Source organism: Paeniglutamicibacter quisquiliarum, assembly GCF_019084045.1.
Classification (GTDB): Bacteria; Actinomycetota; Actinomycetes; order Actinomycetales; family Micrococcaceae; genus Paeniglutamicibacter; species Paeniglutamicibacter quisquiliarum.
In genome coordinates, this window is sequence record NZ_JAHRED010000014.1 from 1 (window position 1) to 20,388 (window position 20,388).

Below are 20,388 nucleotides of genomic sequence, written 5' to 3' on the forward strand. Positions count from 1 at the left end.
CTTTCGGGCTACGCTGCGGTGCTCGGTGCGAGAAACAACTCTACGCCCATCCCGCCCGAATGTCCAAACGGCAGGAACCCGCACCACCAAGGGTCCGCAAACCCCGCAAAGACGGGGAATAACCCCTTCTTGGAACGGCCTTTCGGGCCGTTCGGGGGGAATCTCCAACTGAGCCCTGCATCACAACGCCGCCACCTGGCCGGTCATAGACTGAAAACATGCCTGAACTTCCAGTAGACGCATCGGCCAGACTCCAGCCCCTTAACTCTTTGCAACAGATACTCGGCTACACGGAGCCCATCTTCAATGCCCCGATGGCCGGGGCGGCCGGCGGCGCGCTGGCCGCCGCCGTATCGGCAGCCGGTGGCTTTGGCATGTTGGGTATCGGCGGCAATGTCACCAAGGAATGGATCGACAGTGAAGCGTCACTGGCCGCGTCCTCCGGCCGGGGCTGGGGTGCCGGCCTGATGGCATGGGTCCTGGCGAAAAACATGGATCCGCTCGAGCATGTGCTGGCCCATGGACCATCGTTTGTCTGCATCAGCTTTGGCGAACCAGGACCCGCCGCCGCCCTGGCACATGAGTCCGGGTCCCTGGTGGGAATGCAGGTTGGCAATGCGGCAGAACTTTCCCGCGCCCTTGAGGACGACATCGACGTGGTGATCTGCCGCGGCAATGAAGGCGGAGGTCATGGGCGCAATGAAGTGTCCACCCTTCCCCTGCTTCAGCTGGCCCTGGAAAGGACCGGCAAGCCGGTCATTGCCGCCGGTGGCCTGGCCACGGCTGCCGGGGTAGCCGCCGTCCTGGGTTCGGGCGCTTCGGCCGCATGGATCGGCACGCGCTTCGCCGCGGCCACCGAATCCATGAGCCACCGAAATATCAAGGAGGCCATTGGGGCGGCCGGCATCGACGACACCGTATACACGAGCGCCTTCGACATCGCCCAGCGCATAGACTGGCCGGTCCATTACGGCGGCAGGGCCCTGCGCAACGACTTCAGCGACACCTGGGCCAGCGACATCGATGCACTCAAGGCAGCCGTCGGTGCCGACGACACCCTGACCAAGCATGTCGACGGCGCCCGTGCGAAGGGCGATATTTCCCTGGCCCCGGTCTATGCCGGCCAGTCAGCGGGGCTGTCGAAAGCGGGGCAAGGCGCCGCCGAGATTGTTGCGGACCTTGCCGGATTCCGTTCGGTGCTCCAGCGGGCCGCCCGGCGCTGGGAAACCGCCTGAGCGATTCGGGCCCGTCGGCTCAGTAGCCCAGTGTCATGTTGTCGATAAGCCGGACCCCGCCGACCTTCGCGGCCACCAGCAGCAGGCCCTCCCCGGTGAACGGGGTGTCCTGGCAATTGAAGGCCAGCTCCTTCAGGGTGCGCGGATCTACCAGCTCGAAGTAGTCGAGTTCCACGAGCGGTTCCATGTCGAAGAGCCCCGCGGCGTCCTCCAGGTACAGCGGTTCGTGGCGGTCGGCCCGTTCCTTGACCAGGACCAGGGCCCGGTGGATCACCAGTGCCGCTTTCGCCTGCTCCCCGGTGAGGAACTGGTTCCTGCTGGAAAGCGCCAGGCCCTCGGCGCTGCGGATGATGGGCACCGAGCGGATCTCGACCGGGTAGTTCAGGTCCGCCACCATGCGGTTGATGAGCACCAGCTGCTGCGCATCCTTTTGCCCGAAGTAGGCGCGGTAGGAGACCGGGACCCCGAGCGTGGCCGGCGGCATGGCAAAGTGAAGCAGCTTGGCCACCACCGCGAGCATCCCGTCGAAGTGCCCCGGGCGCGAGGCACCCTCGAATTTCGATCCCAGTTCACCGGAATCGAGCCTGACCAGCGGACGCCCGTCGGGGTAGACCTCGGTCGCCTCGGGGGCGAAGACGATGTCGGCGCCGGCGCGGGCCAGGATCTCGACATCGGCCTCGAGCGTGCGCGGGTACCTGGCAAAATCCTGGGCATCGTTGAACTGCAGCTCGTTGACGAAGATGCTGACCACCAGCACGTCGTTCTGCGCCCGGGCGGTGGACACCAGCGACTCGTGCCCCGAGTGCAGGGCGCCCATGGTGGGCACCAGGCCCAGGGTGGCGGTGCCGTGCTCCGGTGCCTTCGCTTCGATGGCCTGCGCCATGGCCGCCGAAAGCTCGGCCGCGGTGCGGACGATGCGGGGGGTGCGGTCGGCTGGGTCTGCTGGGATGCTCACCGGTCCAGTTTATCCGCGGGTGCCGTCGATGGCCCTAGTCCGTGGGCGCGCCCAGCGCGGCCAGGATCCCCTCGAGGGTTTCCCGGCCGATCAATCCGCGGGCATGGGCACGCAGCGCCGTCGCCCGGCTCATCGCCAGGTAGCCCGCGCGGGTGTCCTCCCCGATGTCCTCCCCGGCCAGCGCGGCACGGTGCGCGGCAACAGTTTGCACGTCCCCGCGGGCCACCGGCCCGGTCAGTGCGCCCTCCCCGGAGGCCAGCGCATTTTCCAGCGAGGCGCGCATGAGTGCGGAGAGCACCCGTTCGGGGCGTTCGATGCCGATGCCAGCCAGGATGCCCGCGGCCTGTCCGGCGACCGTGACCAGGTGGTTGGAGGCGTGCGACAGGGCCGCGTGGTACTTGACCCGGTCCTGCTCGGCGATGACCACCGGTTCGCCGCCCATCTCCACCACGAGCGCCTGGGCGATGGGCAGAACCATGTTCGAGGCGCTCACCCCGAAGACGCAGTCGCCGAGCCGCTCCAGGTCCATGCTCATCCCGGTGAAGGTCATGGCCGGGTGGATGGCCAGCCCGATGGCGCCTGCGGCCATCGCCGGGGCCAGCACCTCGGTGCCGTAGCGCCCGGCGGTGTGCACGACCAGCTGGCCGGCCTGCCAGTGGCCCGCCGCGGCGAGCCCGGAAACCAGGTCAGCCAGCGCGTCGTCGGGTACCGCCAGGATGACAAGTTCGGCGCGGCGCAGGATCTCGGGGATCTCCAGCACCGGCACGTCGGGAAGGAGCAGTTCTGCGCGTTCCCGTGAGGCCTGAGAGACGGCATGGACGCCGACCACCTGGTGCTCGGCGGCGCGCAGTGCGGCCCCCAGCACGGCGCCGACCTTGCCGGCGCCGATGACGCCGACCCCCAGCCGTCCCGGCTTGCCCGTGTTCCTCATGCGTCCCCCAGCCAGTGGTTTGAATCGGTTTGCCTTCGTGCCGCGGCGGCACGGTCGGCCTGCTCCAGGAACAATTCCCGTCCCGAGCCGATGTCGAGCTGGCGCACTATCGGCACGACCGGACCGGGGATGGTGGCCAGCCACAGGTCCACCACGTCCAGGCGCCGCGCCAGCGGGCCCTGGCGCAGGGACAGGCCCTGGGTGCGCGCGTGCGGCACGATGGCGACGGTGCGGTGCAGCGCGCCGTTGCGCGCCACCAGTGCGGTGTCGGTCAGCGCGTATCCCTGCCTGCGGTAGGCCAGCGGCGCGAGCGGCCGGATCCTGGGCGGTGAGACCACGAAGCCGTGGTCGGTGCCGCTTCCGTTGAGGGCGGCGGCAAAGAACTCGCGCGGCGCCTCGACCCCGGGGGCCGGCAGCACGACCGAAAGCACAGCCAAAACGTCCTCGAAGGTGCCCACCGGCAGCAGCACGCTGCGTTGTTCGGCGTCGTTGGCGGCCCCGCCCCCGATGCCGGCGACGTTCACCGAGACCTTGTACCAGCCCAGCTTCCGCCAGAGGAAGGGGGCGGAGACCTTGATGGCCTGCACCCTGCCCGGGGGAACCGTCTGGTGGCGGGTGTCGAGCAGGCCGTAGCCCAGGCGCAGCCCGTCGGCGCTGGTGGCGGCCTTGAAGTTGTAGCCGGTGTTGAGGTTGTTCCACAGCGCCCCGGCCATGCCCAGCAGCGCCGGCAGCAGGTAGAACGGGGCGAAGCCGTCGATGTTTGACATGGCAATTCCGAGCCCGATGATGGCCAGCACCATGAACACCGTGGAGGGGCGCAGCAGGATCGAGCCCGCGAGCCGGCCCAGCGGGACGCTGGCGACCACGCGCTCGCTCGCGGCCAGGGAGATGTAGGGAGCCGCCTCGGCGGAAACCACCGGAGCCGCATCGGCCGGGGCGGTTTCCGGGCTCCCCATATCCGCCCCGTCGCCGGCCGGTGCCGCCGACGGGGCGACGGGTGCCGGGGGCACGGAGCTGTCCTTCAGCCCGGCGGCGCGGGCCAGGATGGCATTGCGCAGCTCGTGGGCCTCGGAGAGCTTCACGAAGGCCAGGTTCATCGCGGCGGAGCCCGAGTCGGCGACGTCGAAGCGCAGCTCGGCGAGCCCGAAGATGCGGGCGACCAGCGGCTGGACAATGTCGATCGACTGCACCCGGTCGATGCGGGCCTGGCGCTGCTGGCGGAAGACCATTCCGGAATTCACGTTCACGTGGCGGTCGGTGATCTGGTACTTGGTGAACCACCAGGTGCCGAAGAACCCCAACAGGATCAGCAGCAGGATGCCGCCGCCGATGAGCAGCGACACCAGCAGCGGGGCGCCGGAGACGAAGTCCGGCCCGGGATTTGGCTCTTCCTCGCCGAAGAGCGAGGACAGCGTGTTTTGCCCGTAGACGAAGGCGATGGCGACCACCGCGAGCCAGCCGCGCACCAGGGGGGAGACCGGGTGGACCCGGTGCCACGGCGCCTCGGACCCGCCGTGCCCCGGGGCCGGTTCGGGGTTCACAGCCCGGCCAAACGCGATTCGCCGCGGGCCGCCAGCTGCTCCCGCAGGCGCGTGCCCTCGGCCAGGGGCAGTCCGGGGATCTCCGCGGTGGCGTCGGCCGCGGCGGTGTGCAGCTTGACCTTGCACAGCCCCAGCATCCGGTCGATCGGGCCCACTGCCACGTCGACGAATTGCATCCGGCCATAGGGAACCACCAGGACCCGTTGGAACATCAGGCCCTGGCGCACCAGCAGGTCGTCCTCGCGTTCGGCGTAGCCGATCGCGGCGACCTGCCGCGGGATCAACAGCAGGCGCACGATTTCGATCGCCAGCACGACTGCGGGGGCGGCGATGGCCAGCCAGAGCGGGAATCCGCTCCACACCCCGAACCGGTTCAGCACCAGCGGCACGCACAGCACCACCAGTGTCACCAGGGCGCCAACGGCCCAACCCGCCATGCGGACCTTCGCGTAGCTCGGGGACACCCGGGTCCAGTGGATTCCGGCCGGGTCAATTGGTTCCTGCGGCATAGCCTTCCTCGTCCTTGCCCTCGGTCTTGGCCGCCGGGTCTGAGGGATCTTCCGGGGGCAGCTTGCAGAACTGTTCCACAACCCATCCCACGATAACCATCACCAGGGCACCGCCGATCATCACCAAGGATGATTTCACCGCCGCGCTGCCCATTCCGCCGGCGGCGAGCAGGCCCAGCAGGATCCCGCCGTGCCATCCGGCGATCGTGGATCCGGCGTACACGCTGGCCTGGGCGAGCACCAGGGTCCGGGCCGCGGCAATGGGGTTCACGCGCTTCTTGGTTCGTCCGCTCGTGTAGGCCTTGATCCGGATGCCCATGACCAGGGTGAGCAGGCAGGCGGCCCCCATGGTCACCAGGGAGGTCCAGTGCAGCACCGGCACCGGGTAGCCACGGGTCGTGGCAAAGATCTGCAGGGCGTAGCCGCCCACGACGCCTATCACCAGCACCGTGAAGACCCACAGGGGCCGCAGCGAGTTCATGGCCCTAGGCCCCCGCTTCGGCGCGGACGATGTCCGGGGTGTCGGCCGCGGCGGCGGCCAGGGAGGCCACCGGCTTCCCGGAAAGCAGGGCGTCCGGTTCCATCCAGGACCACGGCAGCAGCACGAAACCGCGTGTCGCCGCCCGCGGGTGCGGCAACGTCAGCACCGGGTCTTCGCTGGTTTCATCCCCGTAGGTGATCACGTCGATGTCCAGAGTGCGCGGCCCCCAGCGCACCTCGCGGGTGCGGTGGTGCGCGGCCTCGATCTCCTGGCAGGCCAAGAGCAGTTCACGCGGGGCCAGGTCGGTGTCGATGCGCACCACCAGGTTCAGGAAGTCGGGTTGCCCGGCCGGCCCGCCCACGGGCTTGGTCACCGCGGTGTCGGAGACCTTCAGCACCTCGATGCCCTCGGTGGCGGCCAGCCGTGCAACGGCGGCCTGGAGCGTTCCGGCACGTTCGCCCAGGTTCGAGCCCAGGGCAAGGATGCAGGAAACCATGGGGCTCACTCCCGTTCGCGGTAAATATGGATGGTGACGTCGGTAAACGTCACGGTGATCGGGGCCTTGGGCTTGTGCACGATGACCTCCACCGCCGAGACGGTGCCGAAGGACGCCAGGATCGCCGCGGCGGTCTTCTCCGCCAGCGTCTCGATCAGGTCCCAGGGCCCGTCCTGGATCTGGGCCACCACCAGCTCACCGAGCTCGCCGTAGTGCGCGGTGTCGTCGACGTCGTCGCTGGCCGCGGCCTTCCGGATGTCGGTGTGCAGCACCACGTCGAGCGTGAAGGGCTGCCCGTCGCGCTTCTCGTGCTCGAAGACGCCGTGGTGCCCGATCGCGGTGATGCCCGAAAGGGTGATGGTGTCGCTGCGCATGCTGCCCCCGGTCCCCGAGTCCTAGAGTGCCGGAACGCGGGCCGCGGACCAGGCGCGGGCGACCTTGATGGCGTCAAGGGAAGAGGGCACGTCGTGCACGCGCACACCCCAGGCGCCGTTGGCGGCGGCCAGCGCGCTGGTCGCCGCGGTTGCGGCGTCGCGCTGGGCCGGGGCGGCGGGCTTGCCGTCGACCGTCAGCAGGGCGCCGAGGAAGCGCTTGCGGCTGGTTCCCACCAGCACGCGGTGGCCCAGTGCGGTGAAGCGGTCAAGCGCGTTGAGCAGTTCCCAGTTGTGCTCGTGGTCCTTGGCGAAGCCGAGTCCCGGGTCCAGGATCAGGGCCTCGGGCTTGACCCCGGCTGCAATGAACCGCTCGCGCAGTTCCGTCAGCTCCGCCAGGACCTCGGTGACCACGTCGGTGTAGCTGGCCTCGGTGACCATCGAGGCGGCGTCCCCGCGGCGGTGCATCAGCACGTAGGGCGCGCCGGTCTCGGCCATCAGCGCGGGCATGTCCGGCTCGTGGGTCAGCCCGGAGACGTCGTTGATGATGTGGGCGCCGGCCTCCAGGGCGGCGCGGGCGGTGGAGGTGTGCATGGTGTCGACCGAGATGATCGCCCCGGCCTTGGCCAGCGCCTTGATGACCGGCAGGATGCGCTTCTGCTCCTCGGCGGGGTCGACCGGGTCGGCCCCGGGGCGGGTGGATTCCCCGCCGACGTCGATGATGTCCGCACCGCCGTAGTACATGCGCAGCCCGTGGGAGATGGCATCGTCGGCGTTGGTGTACTTCCCGCCGTCCGAAAAGGAATCCTCGGTGATGTTCAGGATGCCCATGACCAGGGTGCGGTCGACGGGCAGGTCGGCCAGGGTGCGGGCCGTGATTTTCTTGATGACAGGCAGCGGGCTGGTGGCCGGGCCGGTTCCGGGGATTGCTCCAAGTGACATGGGGTTTACCTACTTTCCGAGGATGAGGCTCATGGCCTCTGCGCGGGTGGCCGGCTCGCGGAGCTGGCCACGCACGGCGCTGGTGACGGTCTTGGCGCCCGGCTTGCGGACGCCCCGCATGGACATGCACATGTGTTCGCATTCGACCACGACGATGGCGCCGCGCGGGCTCAGGTGCTCCATGAGCGCCTCGACGATCTGGGTGGTCAGGCGCTCCTGGACCTGCGGGCGGCGTGCAAAGACCTCCACCAGGCGGGCCAGCTTGCTCAGGCCCGTGACCTTCCCCTCTGGTCCGGGGATGTAGCCGACGTGGGCGGTGCCGTGGAACGGCACCAGGTGGTGTTCGCAGGTCGAGTAGAACGGGATGTCCTTGACCAGGACCAGCTCGTCGTGTTCGATGTCGAATGTGGTGCTCAGGTGGTCCGCGGGGTCCTGGTGGAGCCCGGCAAAGAACTCCGCATAGGCCTTGGCAACGCGCTTGGGCGTCTCCACCAACCCGTCGCGGTCCGGGTCCTCGCCGATGGCGTGGAGGATCTCGCGCACCGCGTTTTCGATGCGGAGCAGGTCCACGCCGCCGAGGTCCTGGACGTTGTCATCTTCAAACTGATCGATCTCGTTCACCCTTCAGATCCTAGCCTGTGTGTGCGATCGGTTACTCGCCGGTGACGTCGCCGGACGTGGAGGCGGCGGCATCGGCGGCGATTTCCTTCGCGGAAAGGACCGGTCCGGCGGCGTGCACGGGGCGGGTGTCCTTGCTCAGCCAGACGTCGCGCTCGGGGCGCTTGGTGAGGTCGTGGAAGATTTCCTCGATCTCCTTCTGGTTCAGCGTCTCGTGCTCGAGCAGCGCCAGGGCCAGGCGGTCAAGCACGTGGCGGTTCTCGGTCAGCGCCGCGTAGGCCTCGTCGTGTGCGGTGTCGATCAGCGCGCGGACCTCTTCGTCGACCACGTTGGCCATGGTCTCGGAGTAGTCGCGGCTGCCGGACTGCCCGTACATGGCGTCGCCCGAGGAGGAACCCAGCTTCACGGCGCCCACGCGCTCGGACATGCCGTAGTCGGTGACCATCTTGCGCGCGGTGGCGGTGGCCTTCTCGATGTCGTTGGAGGCTCCGGTGGAGGGGTCGTGGAAGACGATTTCCTCGGCCACGCGCCCGCCCATGGCGTAGGCCATCTGGTCGAGCAGCTCATTGCGGGTCACCGAGTACTTGTCGTCGTCGGGCACCACCATGGTGTAGCCCAGGGCGCGGCCGCGCGGCAGGATGGTGACCTTGGTGACCGGCGCGGTCTGGCGCATTGCCGCGGCGACCAGGGCGTGGCCGCCCTCGTGGTACGCGGTGATCTTGCGCTCGTGTTCCTTCATCAACCGGCTGCGCTTCTGCGGGCCTGCCATGACGCGGTCGATGGCCTCGTCCAGGGCGCGGTCGTCGATCAGCTGGGCGTTGGAGCGCGCGGTCAGCAGCGCCGCCTCGTTGAGCACGTTGGCCAAGTCGGCGCCGGTGTACCCGGGGGTCTTCTTGGCCACGGCCTTCAGATCCACGTTGGTGGCCATCGGCTTGCCCTGCGCGTGGACCTTGAGGATCTGCTCGCGGCCGATCATGTCGGGGGCCTCGACGGGGATCTGGCGGTCGAAGCGGCCCGGGCGCAGCAGCGCCGGGTCAAGGACGTCGGCGCGGTTGGTCGCGGCGATCAGGATGACGTTGGTGGTCGCGTCGAAGCCGTCCATCTCGACCAGCAGCTGGTTGAGGGTCTGTTCGCGCTCGTCGTTGCCCCCGCCGATGCCGGCACCGCGGTGGCGACCGACTGCGTCGATCTCGTCGACGAAGATGATGGCAGGGGAGTTGGTCTTGGCCTGCTCGAAGAGGTCGCGGACACGCGAGGCGCCGACGCCGACGAACATCTCCACGAAGTCCGAGCCGGAGATCGAGTAGAACGGGACGCCGGCCTCGCCGGCGACCGCCTTGGCCAGCAGCGTCTTGCCGGTGCCCGGAGGGCCGTAGAGCAGCACGCCCTTGGGGATCTTGGCGCCGACCGCCTGGAACTTGCCCGGTTCGCGCAGGAACTCCTTGATTTCGTGGAGCTCCTCCACGGCTTCCTCGGCGCCCGCGACGTCGACGAAGGTCACCTGGGGCATGTCCTTGGTGATCAGCTTGGCCTTGGACTTGCCGAACTGCATGACCTTGGATCCGCCGCCCTGGGAGCGGGAGAGGATGAACCAGAACAGGCCCACGATCAGGATCATCGGGATCATGAAGCCGAGCATGGAGGTGAACCAGTTGCTCTGCACCGGCTGGTCGGTGTAGCCGGAGAGGCTGGCCTCGTTGACGGCCTCCACCACCTGGGTTCCGCGCGGCTGGGAGTAGAAGAACGAGACGTTCTTGCCCTTGTCCTCGCCGTCGAGGTTCAGCGGTTCCTTCAGCGTCAGGTCCACGCGCTGCTCGCCGTCGAAGATCTTCGCCTCGGTGACCTTGTCGTCCTTGAGCAATTGCATGCCAACGGAGGTGTCGATGCGCCCGGAATTGCCGCCCAAAAGCGTCGGCAGGAAAATCAGCAGCACCGCGGCGCCCAGAAGCACCCAGACGATCCAGCTGTTAAAGATCTTTTTCGCGTTCATTGATTGGGGGTCCCGCCCCATCCCTCCTGCTTTCAGGCCCTTGGCGGCCCGGGCGCCTGGGCGACGCCGGCATCTTGCTACAAGTTAATTAAGTAAACGCCCTCATGTGTACCCACGGATGGGCTTCACGGTAAGTTCCCCTTTGGGCGTAAGAACACCAATGGCCGCCCCCGGGGAACCGGAAACGGCCATGCACACCCCGCAGGGCGCGGGCGCGGCGGGTGCCGCGCGCTACTGGTAGACGTGCGGAGCCAGGGTGCCGATGAAGTCCAGGTTGCGGTACTTCTCGTCGAAGTCCAGGCCGTAGCCGACCACGAATTCGTTGGGGATTTCCATGCCGACGTACTTCACGTCGATCTCCACCTTGGCTGCCTCCGGCTTGCGCAGCAGGGTGCAGATTTCCACCGAGGCCGGGCCGCGGGAGTGCAGGTTCGCCAGCAGCCAGGACAGGGTCAGGCCGGAGTCGATGATGTCCTCGACAATCAGCACGTCCTTGCCCAGAAGGTCGGTGTCGAGGTCCTTGAGGATCCGCACGACGCCCGAGGACTGGGTGCCCGAGCCGTAGGAGGAGACCGCCATCCAGTCCATGGTCACGTGGGAGTGCAGGGCGCGGACCAGATCGGCCATGACCATCACGGCGCCCTTGAGCACGCCGACAACCAGGATGTCCCGGCCTACGTAGTCGGCGTCGATCCGTGCGGCAAGCTCATTGATCTTGGCCTGGATTTCTTCCTTGGTGTAGAGGACATGCGCCAAATCGGCGCTGACATCTTTCGAATCCACGAGGGCTCCTGGTTCTGGGGTCGGCGATATACCGGTCGAAGGGGGTTTTCTACCCACGAACTAGAGTGCCACAGTCTGGCTTGCGGTGGGGAGCGCGGCACCCCGGTGTTGCCGCGGCCTTGCGGCTGGCGGCCCGGGATTGTGAGGCAATTCTCACCCTCTGCCGCGCCGCAGGGCCGTGGCGTCAAGCCGCAGGACCGGGATCGCACCCGCCGGCAGCCTGGCCCCGGCGAGGCGGGTGGCAAACACCGGGCCCTCGAGCTGGACCGGGCCGGCGGACTTGGAGCCGAGCACCAGGGCCTCGAGGGCGGCCAGGCGCTCGAAGTCGGGTGCCGGCGCCCCCGCTTTCACCACGGCAAGGCGCAGGGCGCGCGAGCGCAGCGGCTCGGGCATGGCGCGCAGGCGGGCCAGGTCGAGGTCGCACACCGTGGCCGCGGCCCCGTCGTCTGCCCCGCCAGCGGCAGCCGGCGCGGCCAGGGTCGCCTCGCTGAGCGCGCCCGCGGCCAACCCGTCGAGGTATTCGGCGTCGGCACGGGCCAGCGCGGCGGTCCGTGCCAGCGCGGCGGGCACGTGGTCCCCCAGCACGCCAAGCAGCACCGGCATCAGTTCGTGGCGCACCCGGTTGCGCAGGTAGCGCGGGTCGGTGTTGCTCGGGTCGTTCCAGTACTCAAGCCCCTCGTGGCGGCAGATCAGTTCGACATCCGCCCGTCCCAGGGCCAGCAGCGGGCGCAGGTAGGGCCCGCGCGCGGCCGGCATCCCGGCAAGCGAGAGCGTCCCGGAACCGCGGGCCAGCCCCAGCAGCACCTGTTCGGCCTGGTCGTCCAGGGTGTGCCCGAGCAGCACGTGGTCGGCGCCGGTTTGCCTCAGGGCCTCCCCGAAGGCGGCGTAGCGCGCGGTGCGGGCCGCCTGTTCGCTGCCTCCGTCCACGTTGACCCGGAGCACCAGCACCTCTCCGAGGCCAAGCTCCCGGCATTGGGCGGCCGCCCGGTGGGCCACCTCGGTGCTGCCCGGCTGCATCCGGTGGTCGATGATGACTGCCCCGGCGTCGATCTCCATCTTGCGGTGCAGGAATGCCGCGGCAGCGGCCAGCGCCAGCGAGTCGGCCCCGCCGCTGCAGGCCACCAGCACCTTGCCGCCCGGCGGCACCATGGCGCGGATCGAGTTGCGGGCCTCGGCCAGCGCGCGCGGCAGCTTCCCGCCCATCCCTGCCCCTCTCCCCCGGTGGGGTGCGTGCCTAGTCGTTTGCCGGTGCCTGCGGCCCGGCCGGGTTCCCGCCCATGCGCGCCACCCATTGCTCCGGGTGGTGCAGCTCGTGCTCGGTGGGAAGGTTTTCCGGGCCCTCCCAGACCCGGTTGAAGCCCTCCATGCCCATGAGCTTCACCGCCTTGGAGACGAAGCGCTGCCCGTCGGCATATTGGCGCATCTTCGCGTCCAGTCCCAGCAGCTTGCGCAGCCACTTCTCCACCATGCCGCGGTCCTTGCCGCGGGCGCCGAAGCGCTGGCGGATGGTGCGCACCGAGGGCACGATCGAGGAGTCCACGGCGTCCATCACCACGTTGGCGTGCCCCTCCAGCAGGGACATCACCGCGGTGATGTGCGAGAGGATCGCCTTTTGCTCGCCGGTGCGCAGCGAGGCCAGCAGCCCGGTCTCCCCGGTTGGTCCTCCTGCCTCCCCGAGGTCGGCGCCTGCCGTCTCCAGGTCCTTCTTGCCGCGGATGACCTCCGACGCGGCGGCGCGCAGGCGCTCGCCCAGCGCCTCGGGCTCGGCCAGCAGCGAGGCCAGCAGCTCGGCGATCTTGGACTGCAGGTGCTCGCGCAGCCACGGGGCGGCGGCGAATTGCACCCGGTGGGTTTGCTCGTGCAAAGTGACCCAGAGCCGGAAGTCGTCGGTGTCGACCTTCAGTTCCCGCTCGATGGCCACGATGTTCGGCGCCACCAGCATCAGCCGGCCCCCGGCCGGAAGGTCCGCGCGCAGCAGGCCCGCGAAGGGGTCGTACTGGCCCAGCACCTTGGAGGACATGAAGGCCAGGATGGCGCCCATCTCCACGCCGGTGGCCGTGGAGGAAAGCAGCTGGGTGGCTTCGCTGATCTTCTCGCCGCGGGTCTTGGCCAGGTTCTCCATGGCCGGGCCCAGCATCGCCTCGAAGCTTTGGGTGTTCGCCTTGGCCCAGCCGGGCCGGTCGACAATGAGCACTTGCGAATCGCGCAGGTCCGCGGCCGCCGCCAACCCGGTGATGCGGTGCACGTGCTCGACCGATGCCTCGGCCTTGGCGCGCAGGTCGGCGACCACCGCGGCAATTTCGGGGCCGGTGAGGCTGGGTCCGGCGCCGGCCAGCTTGGCCGCGGTGGTGGCGGCGAGGTCCCAATTGATCAGCCGGAAGTCGGTGGTGTCCATGCCTTCCATCCCATCACGCTTTTCGCCAGCGCGGCGGGATTGCGCGCTGGGCAAAAAATCCCCGGCCCTGGCGCGGCGCGGGAGCCCGCACCTAGCTGCACCCGCAGCGGGTGAGTGCCGCCCCGGCGGCATCGAGCAGCTGCCGCTGTGGCCCGATGGTACGGTCACGGGTGTTCACGAGGATCGAGAAGGCCAGTGCCCGTCCGTCCCGGGTCACGGTGAGGCCACTGAGGCTGGAGACCTCCATGAGCGATCCGGTCTTGGCGCGCACCATCCCGCGCGTGTCGACTGCGCCGAGCCGGGTGGACAGGGTTCCGGTCGCTCCTGCAACCGGGAGGCCGTAGCCGAGGTTGCGCAGCGCGGCGTGTTCCGAGGTTGCCGCGTATGCCAGCGCCCGAGCCAGGGCCAGCGGGCTCACGCGGTTGGTGTTGGCCAGCCCGGAGGTGTCCGTCAGTGCCATCCCCGTGGTGTCGATGCCCAGGTCGGCGAGCGCCTGCTTCACCGCGGCGGCTCCGTGGGTGTAGTCCCCCGGCTGGCCCAGCTTCACCGCGACGAGGCGGCCGAGCGCCTCGGCCACGTAGTTGTCCGAGACCTCCAGCATGAACCTGACCTGTTCGCCCAGCGTGGCGGAGGTGACTGCACCCAGCTCGGTGCCCTGCACACCGGGGGCGGAGCGCGTGACCTCGGTGGCGACCTGCGGGCCGCCGGCCGCCGAGCCCACGGCGGTGCGCAGCGCCTTGGCGAATGTCGTCGCCGCATACATGCCCGGGTCCCCCACCCGTTCGGCCTTCGGATTGGCGTTGGCGCGGGCCCCGTACAGGGCGACGGGGGAAAGGGGCGCGATGTTGTTGGTGGTGACAAGCGACGCGTCCCAGTCGGGGTTCAGCGCCGGGCCGGCAAAGAGCGAGTCGTCCAGCTGGACTGACACCGCGTCGGCGGTTTCCCCGGCGGCGCGGGCCGCCACCAGCGACTTTGCGGCACGACGTGCGAGCGTCTCGAGCCCGGCCCGGCCGCTGGCTGATTCCGCACCCGTGCCGGCGCCCAGCAGCACGTCTCCGCCACCCACCAGCACCACGGTGTTCGGGTCCGCGAGCACCGCCCTGGTGGTGAAGCGATGGTCTTCGCCGATCACCTGCATGGCGGCAATGGCGGTGAACACCTTCAGGCTCGAGGCCGGGATGCCCGGCTGGTCGCCGGCATGCGAATACAGTGTCTCCCCGCTTGCCACGTCGATGACGCCGGCGCTGACGGAGGCATCGGCGGGGGCGGCGGACAGGATCGGATCCAGCTTCGCTGCCAGCACGGCGGCAACCGGTGCCGGAGCCGCGGGATCAAGCGGAGGCAGCGCCGTGGCAGCGGCGGGGGCGAGCACCGGGGGAACCGGCTCCTCGACGGCCTCCTTGGCTGCGAACCCCGAAGCCGCCACGGGAATGAGGAAGAACGCCACCAGGCCCATCAGCAAGCCCAGGACCACCGCCGTGATGCCCAGGCGCCGGATTTGGCTCGCATGCTTCATTCAACATCCCCGAAATCGTCGTAGTCAGCGTGCGCCATATACCCTTAAGCGCAGCTACCTAAGACTAGACGGCAATCGGACGCGCCCGCATCCGTGAGTGCCGCTGGTCGCGAGAGTCGAGGAGACTTTTCATGAGCCACGACGTCACCATCGAGATCCCTGCCGGATCGCGCGTGAAGTACGAGATCGACCACGAGACCCACCGCCTGCGTCTGGACCGCGTGTTGTTCACGTCCATGCAGTACCCGACGCACTACGGCTTCTTCGATGACACCCTGGGCGAAGACGGCGACCCGTTGGACGCCCTGGTCTTCATCCCGGGCGTTGACCTGTTCCCGGGCGTCGTGGTGGAGTCCCGCCCGATCGCCGTGTTCAACATGACCGACGACGGCGGCGGAGATGCCAAGCTCGTCTGCGTTCCGGCCGACAAGCGCTTTGACCACATCCAGGAATTCGAGGACCTCGACGGGTGGCTCATCAAGGAAATCGAGCACTTCTTCCTGCGCTACAAGGACCTGGAGCCGGGCAAGTGGGTCAAGGCCGAGGGCTGGATGGGGCGCGCCGAGGCCGAGGCCGAGCTGGAGCGCTCGATCGAGCGCTACAAGGCCCAGGCCTAGGTTTTTCGCCGGCATTGCCGCATCCCGGGGACGGGGTCCGATTCATCGCGTTGACGCGTTGTTCGGGCCCCGTCGCCGTTTAATGCCGCGGGGCGGGGTTTTGCCGTGGGCGGGAATCAGGCGACAGCCTTCCAGGCCGCAACCAGCAGCGGCAGGGCCTGGCCCAGATGTTCACCGTCAAGGGCGTAGGGCACGCGCAACCAGTGGTCCAGGCCGTGGTCATCCACGGCGAAGGTGGAACCGGGGCTCAGCACCAGGCCGGCCTTCCGGGCCCGCGCCACCACGGCCATGGACCGGGGCGCAGGAAGATTGCACCACAACGACATGCCCCCGCCGGGCTTTCGGATCTTCCATTCGGGCAGTTCCGCCTCGAGGGCGCCGTGTAGCCAGTCGCGGCTTTTGCGGAGTCCGGCACGCGTCTGCCCGTCCAGGCCCGCGCGTTCGGTGATGAGCAGGTTCAGCACCAGCTGCTCGAGCACCGGTGCGCCGAGGTCAACGGTGGCCCGCACCTGGTTGATGGCCCCGACCAATGCCCGCGGCGCCCTGATCCAGCCGAGCCGAAGCCCTCCCCAATACGTCTTGCTGGCGCTGCCCACGGTGATCAGGTTCTCGCCGAACTTCGCCATGGGAAACACCGGCGGCCGCTCGTCCAGCCACAGCTCGGCGTTCGTCTCGTCAACGATCCCCTGCACGCCGTTGCGTGCCAATGCCCGCGCCCAGCGCTCGCGTCCCTCGTTGTCCAGCAACGTTCCGGTGGGGTTGTGAAAATCGGGCAGGCACAGCATGGCCCCGATGCCGCCGCGGGCCAGTGCCGCCTCGATGCCCGGGACGTCGCTGCCCTCGGGCCCGATGGGCAGTGCCGTCATGCGGGCGCCGTGCTGCCGCAGCGAGGTCACCGAGTTGGGGTAACTGGGGCTTTCGGCCAGCACCCGGGCACCGCGTGCAAGCACCGCCCGGGCCGCGGTGGCCACCCCCGACAGCGCGCCGGCGGTGACGATGATCTGTTCGGGTCCGGTGGGCAGGCCGCGCCGGGCGTAGTCCGCGGCTATTGCCTCGCGCAGCACGGGCAGCCCCATCGGGTAGTAGCCCATCCCGCCAATGTAGCCGGGCAGCTGGTCAAGGGCGCGTTCGTAGTAGCTGGCCAGTCCCAGCGGGGCCGTGGGAGCACCGCAGGTGAGGTCGATTCCCCCGGGCGGGAGTGTTTCCTGGACTCCCACGGCCAGCGGCTCGAACCCGCCGCCGATCTCCCCGCCGGGAATCCGGATCCTGGTCCCCGAGCCCTGCCTGGCCTCGGCAAAGCCGCGTTCGCGAAGCTCCTGGTAGGCGCGCGTGACGGTGGTGCGGCTCATTCCGAGCTCGGCCACCAATTCGCGTTCGCTGGGCAACATGGTCCCGTGAAGCACCCGGCCGTTGGCCACGAGGTGCCGGATTCCCTCCGAAAGCCAGGTGTAGGCGGGTTGTTCCCCGGCCCGCTCGCCCAGCATCCCGCGCAGGCGTCGGGCGGGAAGATGGCGCTGGATGACTGGCATGAGTCCAGTGTGCACCAATTGGCACTTTTTTTGAAGGCCACTTACCGGGATGATTGATCCATGACAAAGTTCCGCTCCCCCGAATTGGCCCGCCTGACACCACTCGCGCAATTGCGCGCCGGGCGACTTCCCCTGCGCCTGATCCAGCTCTTCGTGGGCCTGACACTCTTTGGCCTGGCCATGGCGGGTTTTGTCCGTTCGGGCCTCGGCCTGGCCCCGTGGGACGTGCTCCACTACGGCGTCACCCTGCACACCGGCCTCAGCCTGGGCACCGTGGTGATCCTCTTCGGGTTCATTGTGCTGCTGCTGTGGATCCCCCTGCGCCAGATGCCCGGACTTGGCACCATCGCCAATGTCCTCTGGCTAGGCGTTTCGGCCGACATCGGATTGGCGCTCATTCCCGAGGCCCACGGCCTGCCCGCCCAACTGGCCCTCTTCGTCGGGGCCCTGCTGGTGAACGGACTCGGCGGCGGGCTCTACATCGGCAGCCAGCTGGGCCCGGGTCCGCGCGACGGACTGATGACGGGGCTGCATGCACGCACCGGCGTCAGCCTGCGCCTGGCTCGCACCGGCGTCGAGGTCATCGTGCTGGTCATCGGCTGGTTCCTGGGCGGCATCGTCGGATTCGGCACCGTCCTGTACGCCGTGGCCATCGGACCGGTCACCCAATTGTTCCTGCGATTCTGCATCGTCGAACTCCGGCCAGAAAGAAGCACCGAGGAAGTCCGCTCTACCGCCCCGTAGGCTGCGTCTGGCCTCCGGCGGCCCACCGGCAGCGGCACTCCGCTTCGCCGTTTAGCCGGACGAAAGCGGCGTTTCGCTGCATAATTGGGAATGTGTACCTCGTAACCCTCAAACAACGTGATCGGCGCGGCGACGGCGACCTCGGCGACGAAATGCTTCGCTCGCTGTCCGGAATTTCCGCGCTGGCCCCGTTCCAGCGCTCCGGGCCGTCCCTGCTCATCGGCGTCCCCGAGCGCGCCGAGGACGCCGTCGACGCGACGCTCCGCGCACTGCGCAGCCACCATTGGCTGGTCGGCCTCGGCGTCGGAAGCCTGTACGAGCCGGTCCCGCGCGAGGCGCAATACCTCCAGGGCACCGCACTGGGCTACGCCCACACCGCCGTCGAGCGCTCCGAGCACACCGGGGAACGCATACCGCTGAGCGTCATCGGTCCGGACGCCGCCGTCGCCGCGGAGGCCGAGGCGGTGCTGCGCCTGCTCGGGCAAATTGTCAGCACCCGCAGCGCCGCCGAATGGGCAGTGCTCGATTTGCTCACCCCGGGGGTGCGCGGACAGCAAAAGCACGTCGCGGCGGAGCTGGGCATCAGCGCCCAGGCCGTCTCCAAGGCAGTGGTCCGCTCCGCATGGGTCGAGGAATGGGCCGCCCGCCCGGCGGCCGCCAGGCTCCTGCGCTGGATTGAATCCCCCGACGCCCCGTCCGCCCTCTAGTCCGCGTCAAAAAACTCCGGTTCCCTAGTCAACCTGTGGTTTTGCCCGTAGTATCGGCGATATTGACGACCCGTACACCGGGGTCGGGATTCCGTCCCCGCACGATGTCAGGAGGAGCAAACGATGGTTCCGGAAATTAATTGGATCGCCGTGGTTGTTGCCACGCTTTCGACCATGGTGGTTGGCAGCATCTGGTACACGCCGAAGGTGTTCGGCAACTACTGGATGCGGGTGGCCAAGGTGACCCCGGGCGAGGCCAAGAGCGCCGTCGTCCCGATCGTGGTGACCCTCATCGTCAGTTTCATCAGCGCCTGGGTGCTGGCCGGGGCGACGTACCTGTCGTTCGACTTCTACGGCGGCTCCTACCTCACCAACGCGCTGTTGACGGCCCTGATCCTGTGGGGCGGCTTCACGGCGGCGCGTTTCATCACCCACGACGCCTTCGAGGGCCGCCCGGTCGGGCTCACCGCGCTGAACTGCCTCCACGAGCTGGTGACATTCATGGTGATGGGCCTGGTCATCGGGCTATTCGGCGTCTAGCCGCCGGCCCGGGAGCCGGCCCTACTTTGTCGGTGCGGGCAGCAGTTCCTGCTCGAACTCGAGCCACCCGATCGTGTACTTCCCCCCGCGCTCGAACACGTCAAAGCGCTCGCCCTCGGGGTGGCTCGGGGTGCTCAGTTCCAGCTGCGACCAGTGGCCCATGGTCGAATCCTTCACGGGTTCCACGGTAAACCCGGCGGCAACGCCGAGCCGGCCGAGTTCGGCGCTCAACCTGTCGAACTGTTCCCCCACGGTGTCGGTCCCGCCCGTGGTGGTCACCCTGCACACCTCGATTTGGTCCCCGGCGAGTGTCGATTCCACCAGGTGGCCCATGGCTTCTTCGATACCGGGTTTGCCGGTGTTGCAGATGACGTCCGGGGACGTGCACCCGGTCACCAGCACCCCGGCGCCGAACAAGGACAGGGCAAGGATTCCGGCGCGTTTCATGGGTTTAAGCATAGGCCAGCGAATCGACGGCACGCATTCGGGTGCCGGTCCACACACCGCGGCCCGGGGACGGGGATTCCGCATGGATGCCCCCTCCGGTGCGCCCGCGACACCACTGGCGGTTAAACCGAACGTCCGCCCCGGCGATGTGCCGCGGCGGACGTTCTGGTCGTTCATGCGGGGACTAGGCGGCCTTGCGCACCAGAATGTCCTGCAGGACCGTCGCCAGTCCGTCGTCGTCAACGCCCGCGGCGATTTCGTCCGCCGCGGCCTTGACCTCGTCCGGGGCCTGGCCCATGGCCACGCCGCGTCCTGCCCAGGACAGCATCTCGATGTCGTTGCGGCCATCGCCCACGGCGATGGTCTGCTCGATGTCGAATCCGAGGCCCGTGCGCAGCGCCTCGAGGCCGCTGGCCTTGGTGACGCCCTCGGCGGCGATGTCCAGCCATGCCGTCCAGCCCACCGAGTAGGTGACCCCGGCCAATCCCAGGGTGCCCACCGCCTCGCCGAATTCCTCGGCGGTGGCGTCGGTGGAGAAGACCACCAGTCGGACGGCCGTGGCTTCGAGCATCTTGTCCAGCGTCACCGGGGTGGCGACGACGCCAAAGCTGGCATCCTCGAAGCGCTCGGTGGAAAGGAATTGGCCCGCGTCGTCTTCCAATGCGTACTTCGCGGTGGGTAGCGCCTTGAGCAGGGCGTGCAACGCGGGGGCGGGGTCGAAGGTCTTGCGTTCGATGACTTCGTAGCCGTCTTCAAGGGCTGTGTCGATGCGCACCGTGACGCCGCCGTTGCAGCAGACGGCATAGCCGTTTTCGATGCCGAGCATTTGGATGACCGGCAGGGTCGCACCGAGGGAGCGTCCGGTGGAAATGACGACCTCGTGGCCGGCCGCGACGATGGCGCGTGCCGAGTCCTTGACCGCCGGGCTCATTTCCCCGACGTGGTTGACCAGGGTGCCGTCGACGTCAAGGCAGATCATGTGGGTGTCGATTGCTTCTGACCGGTCTTCGATGCCGGTTCTTGTCATAACTGTCATTTATC

The 20,388-nt window shown here is 68.6% G+C and carries 22 protein-coding genes; 5 read left to right on the forward strand and 17 right to left on the reverse strand.

The features are described 5' to 3' along the window. Nucleotides 1–218 precede the first annotated feature (218 nt). Entirely contained in the window at nucleotides 219–1,235 is a 1,017-nt protein-coding gene (locus KRR55_RS18560) for an NAD(P)H-dependent flavin oxidoreductase (RefSeq protein ID WP_217390804.1), read from the forward strand. 19 nt (nucleotides 1,236–1,254) lie between these two features. On the opposite strand, the gene panC is transcribed toward KRR55_RS18560, so the two are convergent. The 14 genes from panC to dacB form a co-directional block, all read right to left on the reverse strand. Then, nucleotides 1,255–2,190 carry a pantoate--beta-alanine ligase gene (panC, locus tag KRR55_RS18565; protein ID WP_217390805.1) on the reverse strand — a complete coding sequence of 312 codons (936 nt, stop codon included), beginning with the start codon at nucleotides 2,188–2,190 and terminating at the stop codon, nucleotides 1,255–1,257. Between the two features lie 34 nt (nucleotides 2,191–2,224). Then, nucleotides 2,225–3,121, reverse strand: a complete 897-nt coding sequence (locus KRR55_RS18570; protein WP_217390806.1) for a Rossmann-like and DUF2520 domain-containing protein — start codon at nucleotides 3,119–3,121, stop codon at nucleotides 2,225–2,227. Continuing rightward, nucleotides 3,118–4,662 (reverse strand): PH domain-containing protein, encoded by a 1,545-nt coding sequence (locus tag KRR55_RS18575; protein WP_217390807.1) that lies wholly within the window; start codon nucleotides 4,660–4,662, stop codon nucleotides 3,118–3,120. Before KRR55_RS18575 ends, KRR55_RS18570 begins: the two co-directional genes overlap by 4 nt. Beyond that, on the reverse strand, nucleotides 4,659–5,171 hold the full coding sequence (locus KRR55_RS18580; RefSeq protein ID WP_217390808.1) for a PH domain-containing protein: 513 nt from the start codon (nucleotides 5,169–5,171) through the stop codon (nucleotides 4,659–4,661). The genes KRR55_RS18575 and KRR55_RS18580 overlap by 4 nt, the downstream gene beginning before the upstream one ends. After that, on the reverse strand, nucleotides 5,152–5,652 hold the full coding sequence (locus tag KRR55_RS18585; RefSeq protein ID WP_217390809.1) for a DUF3180 domain-containing protein: 501 nt from the start codon (nucleotides 5,650–5,652) through the stop codon (nucleotides 5,152–5,154). The genes KRR55_RS18580 and KRR55_RS18585 overlap by 20 nt, the downstream gene beginning before the upstream one ends. 4 nt (nucleotides 5,653–5,656) lie before the next feature. After that, nucleotides 5,657–6,148: a 2-amino-4-hydroxy-6-hydroxymethyldihydropteridine diphosphokinase gene (folK, locus tag KRR55_RS18590; protein WP_217390810.1), complete on the reverse strand. Its 492-nt coding sequence runs from the start codon at nucleotides 6,146–6,148 to the stop codon at nucleotides 5,657–5,659. A 5-nt stretch (nucleotides 6,149–6,153) separates the two neighbouring features. Further along, nucleotides 6,154–6,522, reverse strand: a complete 369-nt coding sequence (gene folB / locus KRR55_RS18595; RefSeq protein WP_217390811.1) for a dihydroneopterin aldolase — start codon at nucleotides 6,520–6,522, stop codon at nucleotides 6,154–6,156. 21 nt (nucleotides 6,523–6,543) lie between these two features. After that, nucleotides 6,544–7,461 (reverse strand): dihydropteroate synthase, encoded by a 918-nt coding sequence (folP, locus tag KRR55_RS18600; RefSeq protein WP_217390812.1) that lies wholly within the window; start codon nucleotides 7,459–7,461, stop codon nucleotides 6,544–6,546. 9 nt (nucleotides 7,462–7,470) lie between these two features. Further along, nucleotides 7,471–8,073, reverse strand: coding sequence for a GTP cyclohydrolase I FolE (gene folE / locus KRR55_RS18605; RefSeq protein ID WP_418888853.1), 603 nt, complete (start codon nucleotides 8,071–8,073; stop codon nucleotides 7,471–7,473). A 40-nt stretch (nucleotides 8,074–8,113) separates the two neighbouring features. Continuing rightward, nucleotides 8,114–10,069, reverse strand: coding sequence for an ATP-dependent zinc metalloprotease FtsH (gene ftsH / locus KRR55_RS18610; RefSeq protein WP_217390813.1), 1,956 nt, complete (start codon nucleotides 10,067–10,069; stop codon nucleotides 8,114–8,116). 231 nt (nucleotides 10,070–10,300) lie between these two features. Continuing rightward, complete coding sequence (gene hpt, locus KRR55_RS18615) at nucleotides 10,301–10,852, reverse strand: hypoxanthine phosphoribosyltransferase (protein WP_217390814.1); 552 nt, start codon at nucleotides 10,850–10,852, stop codon at nucleotides 10,301–10,303. 153 nt (nucleotides 10,853–11,005) lie between these two features. Beyond that, nucleotides 11,006–12,055: a tRNA lysidine(34) synthetase TilS gene (gene tilS / locus KRR55_RS18620; protein ID WP_217390815.1), complete on the reverse strand. Its 1,050-nt coding sequence runs from the start codon at nucleotides 12,053–12,055 to the stop codon at nucleotides 11,006–11,008. 31 nt (nucleotides 12,056–12,086) lie between these two features. Continuing rightward, nucleotides 12,087–13,247 (reverse strand): zinc-dependent metalloprotease, encoded by a 1,161-nt coding sequence (locus KRR55_RS18625; protein WP_217390816.1) that lies wholly within the window; start codon nucleotides 13,245–13,247, stop codon nucleotides 12,087–12,089. A 91-nt stretch (nucleotides 13,248–13,338) separates the two neighbouring features. After that, a complete protein-coding gene (dacB, locus tag KRR55_RS18630) occupies nucleotides 13,339–14,763 on the reverse strand; it encodes a D-alanyl-D-alanine carboxypeptidase/D-alanyl-D-alanine endopeptidase (protein WP_217390817.1) in 1,425 nt (474 codons plus the stop codon). 131 nt (nucleotides 14,764–14,894) lie between these two features. Between dacB and KRR55_RS18635 the strand changes: the two genes are divergently transcribed. Next, nucleotides 14,895–15,380 (forward strand): inorganic diphosphatase, encoded by a 486-nt coding sequence (locus KRR55_RS18635; RefSeq protein ID WP_217390818.1) that lies wholly within the window; start codon nucleotides 14,895–14,897, stop codon nucleotides 15,378–15,380. Between the two features lie 116 nt (nucleotides 15,381–15,496). Here the strand turns inward: KRR55_RS18635 and yczR are convergent, their stop codons facing one another. Beyond that, nucleotides 15,497–16,909: a MocR-like transcription factor YczR gene (gene yczR, locus KRR55_RS18640; protein WP_217390819.1), complete on the reverse strand. Its 1,413-nt coding sequence runs from the start codon at nucleotides 16,907–16,909 to the stop codon at nucleotides 15,497–15,499. Between the two features lie 60 nt (nucleotides 16,910–16,969). On the opposite strand from yczR, the gene yczE reads away from it, so the two are divergent. The 3 genes from yczE to KRR55_RS18655 all read left to right on the forward strand — a co-directional run bounded on the left by yczE (nucleotide 16,970) and on the right by KRR55_RS18655 (nucleotide 18,900). After that, nucleotides 16,970–17,653 carry a membrane protein YczE gene (yczE, locus tag KRR55_RS18645; RefSeq protein WP_217390820.1) on the forward strand — a complete coding sequence of 228 codons (684 nt, stop codon included), beginning with the start codon at nucleotides 16,970–16,972 and terminating at the stop codon, nucleotides 17,651–17,653. A gap of 92 nt (nucleotides 17,654–17,745) precedes the next feature. Next, complete coding sequence (locus KRR55_RS18650) at nucleotides 17,746–18,360, forward strand: hypothetical protein (protein WP_217390821.1); 615 nt, start codon at nucleotides 17,746–17,748, stop codon at nucleotides 18,358–18,360. Between the two features lie 123 nt (nucleotides 18,361–18,483). Beyond that, nucleotides 18,484–18,900 carry a DUF1761 domain-containing protein gene (locus KRR55_RS18655; RefSeq protein ID WP_217390822.1) on the forward strand — a complete coding sequence of 139 codons (417 nt, stop codon included), beginning with the start codon at nucleotides 18,484–18,486 and terminating at the stop codon, nucleotides 18,898–18,900. Between the two features lie 21 nt (nucleotides 18,901–18,921). Here KRR55_RS18655 and KRR55_RS18660 read toward each other — a convergent pair whose 3' ends face one another. Together KRR55_RS18660 and KRR55_RS18665 are read right to left on the reverse strand one after the other, a co-directional pair. Continuing rightward, the gene (locus tag KRR55_RS18660) at nucleotides 18,922–19,347 is read right to left on the reverse strand and encodes a hypothetical protein (protein ID WP_217390823.1); all 426 of its coding nucleotides are present in this window, start codon (nucleotides 19,345–19,347) and stop codon (nucleotides 18,922–18,924) included. Between the two features lie 184 nt (nucleotides 19,348–19,531). Then, on the reverse strand, nucleotides 19,532–20,383 hold the full coding sequence (locus KRR55_RS18665; RefSeq protein ID WP_217390824.1) for an HAD family hydrolase: 852 nt from the start codon (nucleotides 20,381–20,383) through the stop codon (nucleotides 19,532–19,534). Nucleotides 20,384–20,388 lie beyond the last annotated feature (5 nt).